Raw genomic sequence first — 15,263 nt, 5'->3', positions numbered from 1 at the left:
GGTACGTGTGCAGGGGGCCGTATGACTTCCCGTACATCACCCGCAGCGCGCCGTCGCGGACGAATCCTTTGTCGAGAAGCTTGATACCCGTGTTCGGAATGGCAGGGATGCCGGCGAGCTTGTGGCCGAAGCGGCCCATCCGGTACTCCCGGCCCCAGGCCGCTTCCAGGCGCTGGGTGTAGTTGGTGAAGTCGTCGGGGCCACCGTTCTGCAGCGCCGCGATGACGCATTCGCCGGCGACCAGGCCGGCCTCGAGCGCTTTCGAAATGCCCGCGCCGGAAACCGGTTTGGCGGCGCCGAGTGCGTCGCCGGTGAAAACCACACCCGGACGCCACGGCGGCCACGCGGTGAAACCCATCGGCAGCCGCCACGCTCGCACGCTCTTGCTCTTCTTCAATTCCGCGATCGACGGCAGCTCCCAGTCACGCGGCAGGGATGCCAGGAATTCACCGAGCAATTGCGTGGCGTTGATGGCCTGCCAGTTCCGGTAGCAGTTCACATAGCCCACGCCGATGTTGAGGACGCCGTCGCCCATGGGGAACACCCAGCCGTAGCCGGGTAACTGATCGCCCTGGAACTGCAGTTTGAGGTAGATGTCGAGCGAATCGGTGTCCGGCCGGTTGGCGTGCATCTCCGCGCGGATCGCGATGGCCGAGTAGCCGTTGTACTCCGAATCGATGTGCAGGGCACGCTTTACGGGCGAGTACGCGCCGTCGGCGGCGACGACGGCGTCTGCGGAGATCTTCTCCCCGCTCTTGAGGACCACGCCGACCACCCGGCCGTCGGCATCGAGTTCAGGTCCCGCCACTTCGGCGCCTTCGCGTACCTCTGCGCCGGCCTTCTCGGCGTGCCTGAGCAACACCGTGTCCAGACGCGTGCGGCTGACGGTGTGGCCGTGATCGGGCATGCCGGGGCGGCGCGGGAAGGACATCTCCCACCGGCTCGGACTGAACACTGTGACGCGGTTGACCCGATGGAAGGTGGCGACTTCGTCGGCCAGGCCCATCTTCTGCAGGTAACTGACGGCGCGCGCCGTCAGTCCGTCGCCGCAGGGTTTGTCGCGGGGAAACTCGGCCTTGTCCACGACCAGCACCTTGGCGCCCACCTGCGCGGCCTGCCAGGCGGCGGCAGAGCCCGACGGACCACCACCGGCGACGACGACGTCGTACCGCTGTGCCATCGTGCCCCCGCCCGTCCCGAAGTGGCTCCAGTTCATCAGCTTTCGTGCGGAGCCGCCAGGTGACCAACTTACCGATGCGGGTCGTCGACTTTCAGGCTGTCCCCGGTGTTCGAGACGAAGACGACGAGGAGCTTGGCGGGTTCCGTCTGACTGGTGTTCTCGGTGAGCACGTGGTGCGCGCCGGGCTGCTCCACCCAGTTCTGGCCCCGGCGATACTCGGTGACGGGGGAGTCGTCGACCTGACTGCGCACCGCGCCGTCGAGGACGTAGGCGTAGATGAACGCGTCGCCGTGCCGGTGCGGCGCGGCCCGGGCGCCGGGCGGGAATTCGACGACCGCCGACGTGAACGTCTTGCCCGGCACGTTGGGCAGCGCCTGCGCGATCAGTGGCGTCAGTGCCTCGACCGGTGGCGGCGATGCGGTGCCGGTCGACGTGCACCCGGTGGTTCCGATGACCAGGGCAGCGGTGAACAGGCCTGGTGCGCAGCGCATCCCGATCATCGAGTGGCGTCGTTCACTTGGATGATCGCCTTCCCGCGCGTCCGCCTGTCGGGTGCGAACGCCGCCACCGCTTCGGCAAGGGGCCGGACGGCACCGACGATCGGCGTGAGGCGTCCGTCGCGCACCCGGTTGGCGAGTTCGATCAGCTGCGAGCGGTCTGGTTCGACGACGAAGAACAGCCCGCGGCCGTTGCGGGGAAGCACCTCGGGCGGCTCCGCGATGGTGACGAGCGTGCCGCCGTCCCGCACGAGCGAGGCCGAGCGGGCGAGGATGTCGCCGCCGATGACGTCCAGCAGGACGTCGACTTCACCGGCATCTTCCAGCTTCTCGGTGTCGAGATCGACGAAGGCGTCGGCGCCGAGCGCCAGTGTCCGGTCGCGGTCGGCGGTGCGGCCGGTCCCGATGACGAAGGCGCCCACTTCGTGAGCCAGCTGTACCGCGAGCGAGCCGACGCCGCCTGCCGCGCCGTGAATCAGGACCGTCTGTCCGGTGGTGAGACGACCGTGCGTGAACAGGCCCTGCCAGGCCGTCAGTCCCGATATGGGCAGTGCGGCGGCGACGACGTGGTCGATGTCGGCAGGTAGCGGCGCGAGGTTGCGGGCCTCGACGGCGGTGTATTCGGCGAGCGACCCGTCACGCGTCCAGTCGGCGAGCCCGAATACCCGCTGTCCCACGGTCAATCCGGTTGTGCCGTAACCCAACTCGACGACGACCCCGGAAAGTTCATGGCCGGGCACGCTCGGAGTCCGGTCGCGTCCCGCCCGGTCGGTCCAGGTGGCGGGCCAGTCCAGCTCGCCGGGCGTGAACCCGGCCGCATGCACCCGGACGACGACGTCGTTCTCGGCGGCGTGCGGGTAGGGCAGTTCCATCAGGGTCATGCCCTTGATGCCGGCATCACGATCGTTCACGACCATGGCTTGCATGACGTTTCCTCCTTCGGTCCACCTCCATGAGAACAATCGAGACCAATCAAGTCCAATGACCAGAGTTGATCTTTCCGATCAGCATCATTGATAGGTTGTCGCTATGGAACTGCGTCAGCTCGAACACTTCCTCGCGGTGGCCGGCGCGATGAACTTCTCGCGTGCGGCGCAGCAGGTGCATGTCGTGCAATCCGCACTGTCGATGTCGATCGCGAAGTTGGAGAGGGAGCTCGGCGTCGAGCTGTTCGATCGGACCAAGCAGCAGATCAAGATCACGCCGGCGGGTGAGTTGTTTCGCGAACACGCCCGGCGCGTCATCCAGACCGCGCGGTTGGCAAAGGATTCGGTCGGCGACTTCCGTGGCGAGCTGTCCGGAACGGTCGATCTGGGTTCGCTGATCTCGTTCGGCACCTTGGATGTGCCGAAGGTGCTCGGGGAGTTCCACCGCACCTACCCCTTCGTCCAGATCAGGCTGCGGCAGAGTCAAACCGGTTCGGCTGCTTACCTTTCGGCGATCGCGGAGGGTTCACTCGACCTGGCGCTGGTGTCGGCGCCCGACCGGTTCCCGCCACGGGTTCAGATGCAGTTGATGTGCGAAGAGCCGATGGTCTTCGTCTGCCGTGCCGACCACCGCCTGGCGCAGCGTCGTCACGTGGACCTCACGGAGCTGTGTGACGAAGACCTGATCGGCTTCCCTCCCGAGTTCGGGCTCAGAAGGCTGGTGGAATCGGCGTTTTCGGCGGCCGGCGTCTCGGCGCGTACCCCGCACGAGGTCGCGCTCGAATATTCGATCGCAGCCAGGCTGGTTCAGCATGGGTTGGGCACCATCATCATGCCGGGCAGTGAAGCCGCAAACTTTCCGGACTTGCGCGCCATAGAGATTCGGCCCGCGATCGTGTGGCAGATCTACCTGGCTTCGGCGGAACAATCACAGATCGGCCCGGCCAGCGCGAAGTTGGCCGAGATGCTGCTGGCCGAAGTCGGGCCGCGCGCGTCCCGGTAATCCGGGCGTACCGGGGCTACCGTGGATGGCGTGGCATCCATCTTCGGCGACTCGCATCTGAAGAACGTCCGCCTGGTCACCCCGCAGACCACGAAAGGCTGCCAGGACTGCATCGCGGCCGGCACCCGCTGGGTGCACCTGAGGCTGTGTCTGACGTGCGGGCACGTCGGCTGTTGTGATTCCTCGCCGATGAAACATGCGAGTGCGCACGCGCGAACGCCGGGACACGAGATCGTGCAGTCCTTCGAGCCGGGCGAGAACTGGCGGTGGTGCTACGTGCACGAGAAGTACGTCTGACATGTCCTGATTTGTGGGATGCGTGGCATTGCGCGCCCTGTCAGGTAGGGCCGATCCGCGGACAAAATGGACTGTGTCCAATCAAGTCCGACGGAGAGTTGACGATCATGACCGAAGTCATTGCAGGAGTGACGATTCCGGATACCGAGCTGGTCCGGGAGGCCACCTCGATCGTCCGGAAGGCGACCGACGACACCTTGTTCAACCACTCCCGCCGGGTGTTCCTGTGGGGATCGTTGAAGGCCGCTGCGCGGGGCCTCGACGTCGACCCGGAACTCGCCTACGTGGGCGGCATGTTCCACGATCTGGGCCTGACGACGGAGTACGGCACCAAGCATCAACGGTTCGAGATCGACGGGGCCGACCTGGCTCGAAAACTGTTGCTGGACTTCGGCCGGAGCGAGCAGGAAGCGACGAACGTGTGGCTCGCGATCGCGCTGCACACCACACCAGAGGTCCCGCACCACCTGGCGCCCGAGGTCGCGGTGGTGATTCTGGGTGTCGAAACCGACGTCATCGGGCTGGGCCTCGACGAGATCAGTGCAGAGCAGCGCGCCGAAGTGGTTGCCGCTCATCCGCGTCCGGACTTCAAGAACCGCATTCTGCGGGCGTTCAACGACGGCATGGCCCATCGGCCGGCCACCACGTTCGGAACGATGAACGACGATGTGCTCGCACACTTCGATCCGTCGTTCGAACGGACGAACATGGTGGATCTCATTCAGAACAACGCCTGGCCGGAGTAGCGAAGGCGATGGGCAATGCCGGGCCGGGCGACAGGACGCGGGGGAACCCGGCCCGGCATTGCCTGCGGATCAGGCCTGCTTGACGGCTTCGATGTCGAGGGTGATGGTGACCTTGTCGCCGACGACGGCGCCACCGGTCTCCATCGGCAGGTCGAGGTCGACGCCGAAGTCCTTGCGGTTGATGACAACTGACGCCTCGTAGCCCGAGACCTCGCCGTTGCCCATGCCGGGGCTCACGCCGTTGAATTCCAGGTTCAGGGTGACCGGGCGGGTGTTGCCCTTGATGGTCAGGTTGCCGTCGAGGAGGTACGCATCGCCGTTGGGGCGCACCGCGGTCGAGACGAAGGTCGCGACGGGGTGGTTCTCGGCGTCGAAGAAGTCGGCCGACTTCACATGGCCGTCGCGCTGCTCGTTGCCCGTGTTCAGCGACGTCACGTCGATCTCAGCGGTGACCGACGGGGTGCCGTCGGCGGCGACGGTGATGGCGCCACTGAAGTTCTCGAACTTCCCGCGGACCTTGCTGACCATCAGGTGGCGTACCGAGAACTCGACGGTGGAGTGGGCGGTGTCGATCGCCCAGGTGCCGACGCTGAGGGGAGCGGTTGCGGTGGAGGTCATGTGCCTGTCCTTTGCTTGGTTCGAGGGCCGGCCTGTCCGGCCTCTGCCGATCACCAACCGGACTACGGTCCGGATTATTTCCGGCCGCCGGCTCGCATTCCTTAATGAAAATGATTATCGTTAAGCCATGCCCTCGACTTCAGCTGACCTGATCCCTGTGACCGTGCTTTCGGGCTTCCTGGGAGCGGGCAAAACGACGCTGCTCAACCACATCCTCGCCAACCGGGAGGGTCGCCGGGTTGCGGTGATCGTCAATGACATGAGCGAGGTGAACATCGACGCGGCCCTGATCGCCGGTCAGGGTCATCTCGACCGGACCGAAGAGAAGCTCGTCGAGCTCACCAACGGATGCATCTGCTGCACCCTGCGTGAGGACCTCATCACCGCGGTCGCGGATCTGGCCCGGCAGAACCGATTCGACCAGATCGTGATCGAGTCGACGGGCATCTCCGAGCCGATGCCGGTGGCGGCGACCTTCAGCTGGGAGTTCGAGGACGGCTTCATCCTGTCCGAGCTCGCCCGCCTCGACACGATGGTCACCGTCATCGATGCGTGCACCTTCCTGCCGGAACTGGCGCGCGGGGAAGCGCTCACCGACCGGAACCTCGCGGTGGCCGACGGCGACGGGCGCAACATCGCCGATCTGCTGGTCGACCAGGTCGAGTTCGCCGACGTCATCCTCATCAACAAGACCGACCTCGTGAGCGCCAAGACGACCGCGACCGTCGAGGCTGTCGTGCGGCGCCTCAACCCCAATGCGCGGATCGAGCGCACCGAGCACGGGATCGTGCCGCTGGCAACCGTTTTGGACACCGGCTTGTTCGATCCGGAACTTGCCGCGGAGGCTCCCGGGTGGGATGAAGAGATCGCCAACGGGCACACCCCGGAAACCGAGGAGTACGGGATCAGCAGCATGACGTTCCGTGCCGATCGCCCGTTCCATCCCCAGCGTCTCGCCGATGCCCTCGATCAAGTGCGAGGTCTGTTGCGCAGCAAGGGTTTCTGCTGGATCGCCACCCGGCCGAACATCGCCGCCATCTGGTCGCAGGCCGGCCCCAACCTCACCATCGAACCCGCCCAGTACTGGACGAGTACCGAAATCGAGCCCGGTCAGGAGATCGTCTTCATCGGTATCCGCCTCGAAGCGGGCAAGGTGCGAGGGCTTCTCGACGCGGCGCTCCTCACCGACGACGAAGTGGCGGCCGGCACGGGTGCCTGGCTGCGTTACGCCGATCCGCTACCGGCGTGGACTGCGGCGCACAGTCACGTCTGAGGCGTGTCATTTGAAGCAAGCCCGCCGCGCAGGGGCATCACGCACTACCTTGGGCTGTATGACACGCGTCCGCGGTGCCGGCCCGGTCCGCCATGATCACGGCCGCCGCTCGTGCCTCATCGCCGGGGAACGCGTGAAAATGACAACCGCACAACACATCACATGACGAGAGGGACCGCCTGATGTCGATTCACCCAGCACTGATCAAAGCCACCAGGACGGTGGCCACTGGCGTCATCGGCGTGGCGGCGTACGACGTGCTGCGCAAAGCGTTGCGTGCGGCGCCCATCCACGAAGCGAGTGTCACCACCGCATCGTGGGCGCTGCGCGGTACCCGCAAAGCCGAGGAGGCGGCAGAGAACGCCCGGCTGAAGGTCGCCGATGTGATGGCCGAAGCGCGAGAGCGAATCGGCGAGGAGGTGCCGCCGCCGTCGGTGGCCGACGCCGAACATTCCCATGACCACTGATGTGCTGACCGACGTGGCAGATGCGTCCCGCATCGCCGCCGACGCCGACCTGACGGTGATATCCGTTGCAGCGGGCCGGATTCGGGTTCAGGTTCCGTGGCTGCGGGGCGACGCCGTCGGCGCTGTGGCGATCGAAGATGCCGTCGACAAGGTCGGTGGCGTCAGAACTGTCCACGCCTACCCGCGTACCGCGTCAGTGGTGGTCTGGTACTCGCCGCAGCGCTGCGACACTTCGGAGCTGCTGGCTGCAATCCGCGCCGCGCAGGCCACACCGCGGCAGCTGGTCCCGGCTCGCTCGCCGCGTTCGGCTGACATTCACAACGCGGATGTACTGCGCATGGCGCTCGGTGCTCTGGCTCTCGCGCTCTTGGGAGTCCGTCGTTACGGCCTGGCCCGCCCGCGGTTGCTCGGGCCGGCCAGCCGCACGTTCGCCACCGGAGCGACCATCGTCACCGGATACCCGTTCCTGCGCGGTGCGCTGCGCGCACTGCGCGGGGGCAAGTCGCCCGGCACCGATCTGCTGGTGTCCGCGGCGACCATCGCGAGTCTGATCCTGCGCGAGAACGTCGTGGCACTCACGGTGCTGTGGCTGCTGAACATCGGTGAGTACCTTCAGGATCTGACCCTGCGTCGTACGCGCCGCGCCATCGCCGACCTGCTGCGGGGCGTTCAGGACACCGCCTGGGTGCAGCTTCACGACGGCACCGAGGTGCAGGTCAACGCCGAAACCCTGCGGATCGGCGATCTGGTCGTCGTTCATGAGCAGGTCGCGATCCCGGTCGACGGCGAGGTCGTCGCAGGGGAGGCGATCGTCGACCAGTCCGCCATCACCGGTGAGACGCTGCCGGTGACCATGGCACCGGGTGCGACGGTCCACGCAGGATCCGTGGTCGTCCGCGGCCGGGTCGTCGTGCGGGCCCGCGCGGTGGGCAGTCACACGGTGCTGGGCCGCATCGTGGCGAGAGTCGAAGAAGCGCAACGTGACCGGGCGCCGATCCAGACGGTGGGAGAGAACTTCTCCCGTCGGTTCGTGCCCGCGTCGTTCGTCTTGGCAACGGCAACGTTCGTGGCCACCGGCGACGTACGCCGGGCAATGACCATGCTGCTGGTGGCGTGCCCGTGCGCGGTGGGGCTCGCCACCCCGACCGCGATCAGCGCGGCCATCGGCAACGGAGCACGGCGTGGCATCCTCATCAAAGGCGGTTCACATCTGGAGGCGGCCGGCCGGGCCGATGCCGTGGTCTTCGACAAGACCGGCACCCTCACTCTCGGTCGGCACATCGTCACGAACATCGTTTCTTTCCAGGAGAGTTGGACTCCCGAGGAAATTCTCGCCTACGCCGCGAGCTCAGAGATTCACTCACGGCATCCGTTGGCCGAAGCGGTCATCCGCTCGACCGAAGACAAACACATCGTGATTCCGCCGCACGAGGAGTGCGAGGTACTCGTGGGTCTGGGGATGCGGACCCGCGCCGACGGTCGCACGCTGCTGCTCGGCAGCCCGTCTCTGCTGGAGCGCGAGGACGTCGCGGTGTGCGGCGAGGCCGATGCGTGGGTGCAGCGATTGCGCCGTCAGGCCGAGACGCCACTGCTGCTTGCCGTCGACGGTGAACTGGTGGGTTTGATCAGCCTTCGCGACGAGGTGCGCCCCGAAGCGGCAGAAGTGCTTGCGCGCCTGCGGGCCTCGGGTGTGCAGCGGATCGTCATGCTCACCGGGGACCACGCGGACACCGCGCAGGCCGTCGCTGCCGAGCTCGGCATCACCGAATGGAAGGCAAACGCGCTACCCGAGGACAAACTCGCCCTGGTGCGCACGCTGCATGACGAGGGCTACACCGTTGCGGTGGTGGGCGACGGGGTCAACGACGCACCCGCGCTGGCCGCGGCAGACATCGGTATCGCCATGGGATTGGCCGGCACCGACGTCGCCGTCGAGACTGCCGACGTGGCATTGTCGACAGACGACCTGCGGCGGCTGCTCGACGTGCGCGGTCTCAGTGACCACGCAGTCGGCGTGATTCGGCAGAACTACGCCATGTCGATCGCGGTGAACGCGGTCGGGCTGCTACTCGGAGCGGTCGGCGGATTGTCGCCCGTCCTCGCCGCGATCCTGCACAACGCGTCGTCGGTCGCCGTTGTCACCAACAGCTCGCGCCTCATCCGTCACGAGCTGGCACAGTCCGGCGCGAGGTCACCGAGCAGGTAGCGCTGCAGCGTCACGCCGAGGTCGGCGGCGAGCTGTTCGTTCGAGCGGTTGGCCAGTGGTTCCAGGCCGATGACGTAGCGCGCCATCGCGAAACCGTTGACCTGCGACATGACGAGCGCGGCGCGGTAGTCGGCATCGGCGGAGCCAAGTCCTTCGGCGATGGGCGCAATGATCTTGCGCGCCAGGAAGTCCCGGACCAGCTTCGCGGCTTCGGGTTCGGCCGTGGCCGCGCGCACCATGCCGATCATGGGTTGTCGCCGCACTTCATCGTCGAGAACCTCGAGGATGAACGTCGCCAGCCGGAGCCCCGCTGAGTCCTTGTCGCCGTCGAGCACCCGGCCGATGACCGTGGCGGGCTCGACCGGCAGTTCGACCACGGCGAGGAACAGGTCGCGCTTCTTGCCGTAGAAGTGGCTGACCAGCGCCGGGTCGACGCCGGCCTGCAGCGCGATCTGCCGCAGGGAGGTCCGTTCGTATCCCAATTCCGCGAACAGCTTTCGCGCGGTTTCCTCGATTGCCTCGCGGGTGCCGCTGGGGCCCGGGCGGCGTCCACCGCGGGCGGGTCGCTGGCTCATTCGACTCCCTGATTCACAGAATTCTTTACGTGTTGAATTATAGCCCCGGCGGGTCTACTGTCATACCGTCAACCTTCTTGATTAGCCACGCTAGAAGGCGTTCCGCGCAGTCCGTGCCTCGCGTACGGATTGAAAGGGGCACGGATGCAGCAGCTTTCGATCAGGCGCCGACTCGGCCGGCACTGGATGTATGTGGTGGCCGTGGTGGTGGTCGTGGTCGCCGGGTTCGCGGTGTACCGACTGCAGGGCATCTTCGCCTCGCATGACGTCACCTCGACCCCGAGTGGTGCGGTGAACGACATCGTGCCGTTCAACCCCAAGCATGTGGTGATGGAGGTCTACGGACCGCCGGGCACCGTCGCCACCGTCACCTACCTGGACGTCAATGCCCAACCGCAGCGTGCCGACTCCGTCACGCTGCCGTGGACGTACGACACGACCACCACGCAGCCCGCGGTGTTCGTCAACCTTCAGGCCCAAGGCGACAGCGACTCGATCGGCTGCCGCATCACCATCGATGACGCCGTCAAGGACGAGAGAACGGTGAACACCGTGCACGCCTTCACCTACTGTCTGGACAAATCCGGATGAGCGCCAACCGCGTTCCCGACTTCATCCGCCGGTACTCGGTGCTGATCGCGTTCTTCTGGCTGGGCCTGGCCGTCGTCACGAACGTCTTTGTGCCGCAACTGGAGACCGTCGCCGAGTCGCACAACGTGTCGCTGAGTCCGACGGACGCCCCGTCGCTGCAGGCGGCGAAGCGGATCGGCAAGGTCTTCCAGGAGTTCGACTCCGACAGTTCGGCCATGATCGTCCTGGAGGGCGACAAGCCGCTGGGGGCGGACGCACACCACTACTACGACGGCCTGATCGACAAGCTCATCGCCGACACCAAGCACGTCCAGCATGTCCAGAACTTCTGGGGTGACCCGCTGACGGCGGCCGGATCGCAGAGCGCCGACGGCAAGGCCGCGCTGGTGCAGGTGTATCTCGCCGGCAATCAGGGTGAATCGCTGGCCAACGAGTCCGTCGACTCCGTCCGCAAGATCATCGAGAACACCCCGCCGCCAACAGGTTTGAAGGTCTATCTCACCGGTGCCGCGCCGCTGATCACCGACCAGTTCGAGGTGGGCCGCCACGGGACGCTGAAGACCACCCTGATCACCATCGGCGTGATCATGGTGATGCTGTTCTCGCTGTACCGCCGGATCACGACGGTGATCATGGTGATCTTCACGGTGATGATGGAGCTGACGGCCTCTCGCGGCGTCGTCGCGTCGCTGGCCAACGCGGGCATCATCGAGCTGTCGACGTACTCGACAAACCTGTTGACACTCTTGGTCATTGCCGCGGGCACCGACTACGCGATCTTCCTCCTCGGCCGGTTCCACGAAGCCAGATACGCCGGGCAGGACCGCGTCGAGGCGTACCACACCATGTATCACGGCACGTCACACATCATCCTGGGATCGGGCCTGACCATCGCGGGTGCGGTGTTCTGCCTGACGTTCACCCGGCTGCCGTACTTCGAGAGCCTCGGAATCCCGGCCGGCACAGGCGTTCTCGTCGCCGTGGTCGCCGCGCTGACGCTCGCGCCCGCGCTCCTGTGCATCGGGCGGCACTTCGGCCTCTTCGAACCCGTGCGCCAGCTGCAGACCCAGGGTTGGCGGCGCATCGGTACCGCCATCGTGCGCTGGCCCGGCCCCATCCTGGTGGTGACCGTCGCGGTGGCCCTCATCGGTCTGATCGCCCTGCCCGGCTACAAGACGAGTTACGACACCCGTCCGTACATGCCGGCCGACGCACCCGCCAACATCGGCTACGCCGCCGCCGAACGGCACTTCTCCCAGGCCCGGCTCAATCCCGAACTGCTGATGATCGAAGCCGACCACGATCTGCGGAACTCCACCGACATGATCCTGCTCGAGCGCGTCGCGAAAGCGGTCTTCCACACCGACGGCATCGCGCAGGTGCAGTCGATCACCCGGCCGCTGGGGACGCCGCTGGACCATTCGTCGATACCGTTCCTGATCAGCGCCGGAAACGCCGGCCAGATCAACAACCTGCCGTTCCAGCAGGCGCGTAGCGGTGACCTGCTGAAGCAGGTCGAGGTGATCAACAAGTCGATCGACATTCTGCGGCAACAGTATGCGCTGCAACAGCAGTCGAGCGGTATCACCCACGAGCAGGCCACGGCATTCCAGCAGACGGTCGCGACCGCCCAGGACCTGCGTGACAAGATCGCCAACTTCGACGATTTCTTCCGTCCGTTGCGCAACTACTTCTACTGGGAGCCGCACTGCTACGACATCCCGGTGTGCGCTGCCCTGCGGTCCATCTTCGACGCGCTCGACGGCATCGACGAGCTGACCGATCAGCTGAACGACGTCGCGGGGAGCATCGCCAAACTCGATGCGCTGCAACCGAAGTTGCTCGCGCTGATCCCGCCGCAGATCACCAGTCAGGAGACCAACCGCGAGCTGACGATGACGAATTACGCCACGAACAAGGGTCTCAACGACCAGGCTGCCGCATCGCTGCAGAACGCCACCGCGCTGGGCCAGGCGTACGACGCGTCGAAGTCCGACGACTCCTTCTATCTTCCGCCGGAGGCGTTCACCAATCCCGAGTTCCAGCGCGGTATGAAGCTGTTCATGTCCCCGGACGGCAAGGCCGCCCGGATGATCATCACGCACGACGGTGATCCCGCGACGCCGGAGGGTATTTCGCACATCGCCGCCATCCGGCACGCCGCGCAGCAAGCGGTCAAGGGCACGCCGTTGGGCGGGTCGAAGATCTATCTCGCCGGAACCGCGGCCACCTACAAGGACATTCAGGACGGCGCCAAATATGACCTCATGATCGCCGGCATCGCCGCGCTGAGTCTGATCCTGCTGGTGATGATGTTCATCACCCGAAGCATCGTCGCGGCCGTCATCATCGTCGGTACCGTGGCGCTGTCGTTGGGCGCCTCGTTCGGGCTCTCGGTGCTGATCTGGCAGGACATCTTCGGTATCGAGCTGTACTGGATCGTGTTGGCGCTGGCCGTCATTCTGCTGTTGGCTGTGGGATCGGACTACAACCTGCTGCTGGTCTCGCGGTTCAAGGAGGAGATTCACGCCGGCATCAACACCGGCATCATCCGCGCGATGGCCGGCTCGGGCGCGGTGGTGACCTCGGCCGGGTTGGTGTTCGCCGCGACCATGGCGTCCTTCGTGTTCGCCGACCTGCGGGTCCTCGGTCAGATCGGGACGACCATAGCCCTCGGTCTACTGTTCGACACCTTGATCGTGCGGTCGTTCATGACACCGGCCATCGCGGCGCTGCTCGGACGGTGGTTCTGGTGGCCGCTCAAGGTGCGGCCACGCCCGGCCAGCCAGATGTTGCAGCCCTACGGATCTCGCCAGTCCGTGCGTCAACTGCTGCTGTGGGAGGACAGTGATCCCGCGATCGCGGGATCGGGCGCAGGTGCGCGACGGCACGGAGGAGACGCATGACGGGCATCGAGCTGTGGGGCGGTCTGACGATCCTTGCCGGGTTGATGGCACTGATCCTTCTGGTGTGTGTCTTCGTGTACATCCGCGGCTTGGAGCTGCGGCCACCCGCCGCCCTGGGTGAACAGGTGGGCGCCCACAAAGCCGTACTGGCCAAAGTGCGTCAAGGCCAACCGATGTCGCAGGACGAGATCGACTACGCGAAGGAACTGGTGTCCGACGCCGGCTCACCGCTTGCCTACGCGATACCTGCGCTGCTGTTCACCATGGGCTTCTTCTACGTGGTCGGCTGCATGTACGAACTCCAGGTCCACGGCGGCCACCCCTCGTTCCGCACCTTCGTCGGCGGCATCCCGATGTTGACGTCGCTCAACATCTTCGGTCAGTTGCACCGGGTGGCACGATTGAAGAAGCGCGTGCCCTAGTTACCGGTTACCGAACGCCTTTGCCGCCAGATCGATGTGGGCCGAGGCCGCGAGAATCTGGCTGCGGTTCTCGACATGCAGTGCGGCCTGCAAGCTGGGAGCCTCGAGGTTGGCCCACAGCACCTGCTTGGTCGATTCGACACCGAACTTTCCGTAGCCGCACAGGGTTTCGGCGATGGCCAGGGCATCGGCGACGACGTCGTCCGCGGACAGTCGTGAGACCAGCCCCAGACGCAGCGCCTCGTCGGCCTCGACCGTCCGGGCCGTGAGGATCAGGTCGAACGCCTGCCCGGCGCCGACGATCCGGGGGAGGGTGTAGCTCACCCCGATGTCGCAGCCGCCGATGCCCAGCTTGATGAACTGGGTGCAGAACCGTGCGCCGGGTCCCGCGATCCGGATGTCGGCGGCCAGCGCGATGGCGAAACCGCCGCCGTATGCCGGCCCGTTGACCGCGGCGATCACCGGCTGGCGCAGATTCTGGATCCGCGTGGTCAGCTCGGCGATACGTTCCTGCCAGCGCATGCCCGAGCGTGGAAATTCCAGTCCGCCACCGGCTTCCGGCGGGTTGGGGTCGGAAAGGTCCAGGCCGGAACAGAATCCGCGGCCGGCGCCGGTGAGTACGACAACACGGCACTCGTTGTTCCGGTGGATCTCCTCGAGGGTGCTGTGCAGGGCCTCGACGAGTTCGAGGTTCAGCGCATTGAGTTTGTCCGGCCGGTCCAGCGTGAGGACGGCGATATCGGGGCGAGGATATGCGAGCGACAGCGTTGTCATGCGCCTGACGTTAGCCGCTGTGCCACCCGGCCACGCCGACGGCGATCATGCGCAGCTGCTTGCGTGCGGTCCGTTTGACGTCGTCCAGGGCCTTGGCGTCGTTGGCGTCGTCGATGGATTCGGCGGTGGTCATCATCGTGTTGACGAAGAGTCCGGCCACGATGTTCAGGTCCTCGGCGCTCCAGGTGGTGAGCCCCGGCAGCCGGCCGAGGTCGATCGCGAGCTCCGAGGTGATCAACCGGATTTCCGTGCGAATCGCGTAGCGCAGCGCGGTGACGCCGCTGTTGCGTTCGCGGCTGATGAAGCGCCAGTGCTCGGGGCGTTCGGCGACGCTGTTGAACAGGATGTCGACCGAGGACTCGATGATGCGCTTGGGATCGAGTTGGCCGGCGCGGGCGCCACGAAGCATCTCCCGCAGGGCGCGGAACGACTCGTCGATCAGGACCAGGCCGAGGGCGTCCATGGTTTCGAAGTGCCGATAGAAGGCTGCCGGCACGATGCCGGCCTCGCGGGTGACCTCACGCAGGCTGAGCGCGCTGAAACTGTCCTCGTCGAGCAGCTTGAGGGCGGCCGCGATGATGGCGCGGCGGGTGGCTTCCTTGCGCTCTTCGCGAGAGAGGTTGTCCTGGACGCGGGAGCTTGATGAGCGGCTGGACCTCCGGTCGCGTGAACCAGGGGTACGACTGTTCACCGAACAAAGTTTACACAGCGCACCGAAACCGCAGATCGATACAGATGTGTATGAGTTATCGATACGGATGTTCACCCTGTGATCCGGGCAA

At 65.8% G+C, this 15,263-nt stretch carries 15 protein-coding genes and 1 pseudogene; 9 read left to right on the top strand and 7 right to left on the bottom strand.

Annotated features, from left to right (window positions below; genetic code table 11):
* Nucleotide 1: 1 nt before the first annotated feature.
* The 3 genes and pseudogenes from ACJH6I_RS06015 to ACJH6I_RS06005 all read right to left on the bottom strand — a co-directional run.
* Nucleotides 2-1,180, bottom strand: a pseudogene (locus ACJH6I_RS06015) (geranylgeranyl reductase family protein); the annotation flags it as partial.
* Between the two features lie 68 nt (nucleotides 1,181-1,248).
* On the bottom strand, nucleotides 1,249-1,671 hold the full coding sequence (locus ACJH6I_RS06010) for a cupin domain-containing protein (RefSeq protein WP_318986389.1): 423 nt from the start codon (nucleotides 1,669-1,671) through the stop codon (nucleotides 1,249-1,251).
* A gap of 5 nt (nucleotides 1,672-1,676) precedes the next feature.
* On the bottom strand, nucleotides 1,677-2,603 hold the full coding sequence (locus ACJH6I_RS06005; protein ID WP_318986390.1) for an NADP-dependent oxidoreductase: 927 nt from the start codon (nucleotides 2,601-2,603) through the stop codon (nucleotides 1,677-1,679).
* A 103-nt stretch (nucleotides 2,604-2,706) separates the two neighbouring features.
* Here ACJH6I_RS06005 and ACJH6I_RS06000 point away from each other — a divergent pair, with 103 nt between their 5' ends.
* The 3 genes from ACJH6I_RS06000 (at nucleotide 2,707) to ACJH6I_RS05990 (ending at nucleotide 4,649) form a co-directional block, all read left to right on the top strand.
* Complete coding sequence (locus ACJH6I_RS06000) at nucleotides 2,707-3,606, top strand: LysR family transcriptional regulator (RefSeq protein WP_212806652.1); 900 nt, start codon at nucleotides 2,707-2,709, stop codon at nucleotides 3,604-3,606.
* Nucleotides 3,607-3,636: 30 nt separating this feature from the next.
* On the top strand, nucleotides 3,637-3,903 hold the full coding sequence (locus tag ACJH6I_RS05995) for a UBP-type zinc finger domain-containing protein (protein ID WP_318986391.1): 267 nt from the start codon (nucleotides 3,637-3,639) through the stop codon (nucleotides 3,901-3,903).
* A gap of 107 nt (nucleotides 3,904-4,010) precedes the next feature.
* Entirely contained in the window at nucleotides 4,011-4,649 is a 639-nt protein-coding gene (locus ACJH6I_RS05990; protein ID WP_318986392.1) for an HD domain-containing protein, read from the top strand.
* A gap of 69 nt (nucleotides 4,650-4,718) precedes the next feature.
* Here the strand turns inward: ACJH6I_RS05990 and ACJH6I_RS05985 are convergent, their stop codons facing one another.
* The gene (locus tag ACJH6I_RS05985; protein ID WP_212806650.1) at nucleotides 4,719-5,267 is read right to left on the bottom strand and encodes a YceI family protein; all 549 of its coding nucleotides are present in this window, start codon (nucleotides 5,265-5,267) and stop codon (nucleotides 4,719-4,721) included.
* A 127-nt stretch (nucleotides 5,268-5,394) separates the two neighbouring features.
* Here ACJH6I_RS05985 and ACJH6I_RS05980 point away from each other — a divergent pair, with 127 nt between their 5' ends.
* From ACJH6I_RS05980 to ACJH6I_RS05970, 3 genes are all read left to right on the top strand, one after another.
* Nucleotides 5,395-6,540 (top strand): GTP-binding protein, encoded by a 1,146-nt coding sequence (locus ACJH6I_RS05980; RefSeq protein WP_318986393.1) that lies wholly within the window; start codon nucleotides 5,395-5,397, stop codon nucleotides 6,538-6,540.
* Between the two features lie 182 nt (nucleotides 6,541-6,722).
* Entirely contained in the window at nucleotides 6,723-7,007 is a 285-nt protein-coding gene (locus ACJH6I_RS05975; protein ID WP_029120166.1) for a DUF1490 family protein, read from the top strand.
* The gene (locus ACJH6I_RS05970; RefSeq protein ID WP_212806648.1) at nucleotides 6,997-9,213 is read left to right on the top strand and encodes a cation-translocating P-type ATPase; all 2,217 of its coding nucleotides are present in this window, start codon (nucleotides 6,997-6,999) and stop codon (nucleotides 9,211-9,213) included. Before ACJH6I_RS05975 ends, ACJH6I_RS05970 begins: the two co-directional genes overlap by 11 nt.
* On the opposite strand, the gene ACJH6I_RS05965 is transcribed toward ACJH6I_RS05970, so the two are convergent.
* Nucleotides 9,171-9,788 (bottom strand): TetR family transcriptional regulator, encoded by a 618-nt coding sequence (locus tag ACJH6I_RS05965; RefSeq protein WP_318986394.1) that lies wholly within the window; start codon nucleotides 9,786-9,788, stop codon nucleotides 9,171-9,173. The two genes, ACJH6I_RS05970 and ACJH6I_RS05965, sit on opposite strands and share 43 nt — an antisense overlap.
* Nucleotides 9,789-9,932: 144 nt before the next feature.
* On the opposite strand from ACJH6I_RS05965, the gene ACJH6I_RS05960 reads away from it, so the two are divergent.
* From ACJH6I_RS05960 to ACJH6I_RS05950, 3 genes are read left to right on the top strand one after another with little or no spacing between them, the layout of a single operon-like run.
* Nucleotides 9,933-10,379, top strand: a complete 447-nt coding sequence (locus ACJH6I_RS05960) for an MmpS family transport accessory protein (protein WP_318986395.1) — start codon at nucleotides 9,933-9,935, stop codon at nucleotides 10,377-10,379.
* Entirely contained in the window at nucleotides 10,376-13,285 is a 2,910-nt protein-coding gene (locus ACJH6I_RS05955; protein WP_318986396.1) for an MMPL family transporter, read from the top strand. Before ACJH6I_RS05960 ends, ACJH6I_RS05955 begins: the two co-directional genes overlap by 4 nt.
* Complete coding sequence (locus tag ACJH6I_RS05950; protein ID WP_318986397.1) at nucleotides 13,282-13,707, top strand: hypothetical protein; 426 nt, start codon at nucleotides 13,282-13,284, stop codon at nucleotides 13,705-13,707. Before ACJH6I_RS05955 ends, ACJH6I_RS05950 begins: the two co-directional genes overlap by 4 nt.
* Here ACJH6I_RS05950 and ACJH6I_RS05945 read toward each other — a convergent pair whose 3' ends face one another.
* Both ACJH6I_RS05945 and ACJH6I_RS05940 read right to left on the bottom strand, forming a co-directional pair.
* On the bottom strand, nucleotides 13,708-14,481 hold the full coding sequence (locus ACJH6I_RS05945; protein ID WP_318986398.1) for an enoyl-CoA hydratase-related protein: 774 nt from the start codon (nucleotides 14,479-14,481) through the stop codon (nucleotides 13,708-13,710).
* A 10-nt stretch (nucleotides 14,482-14,491) separates the two neighbouring features.
* Entirely contained in the window at nucleotides 14,492-15,172 is a 681-nt protein-coding gene (locus ACJH6I_RS05940) for a TetR family transcriptional regulator (RefSeq protein WP_318986399.1), read from the bottom strand.
* Nucleotides 15,173-15,263 lie beyond the last annotated feature (91 nt).

Origin of the sequence: Mycobacterium sp. SMC-13, assembly GCF_045311035.1 — a bacterium.
Classification (GTDB): Bacteria; Actinomycetota; Actinomycetes; order Mycobacteriales; family Mycobacteriaceae; genus Mycobacterium.
Note: the sequence above shows the minus strand (reverse complement) of the source record. Positions and strands in the feature narration are given on the sequence as shown.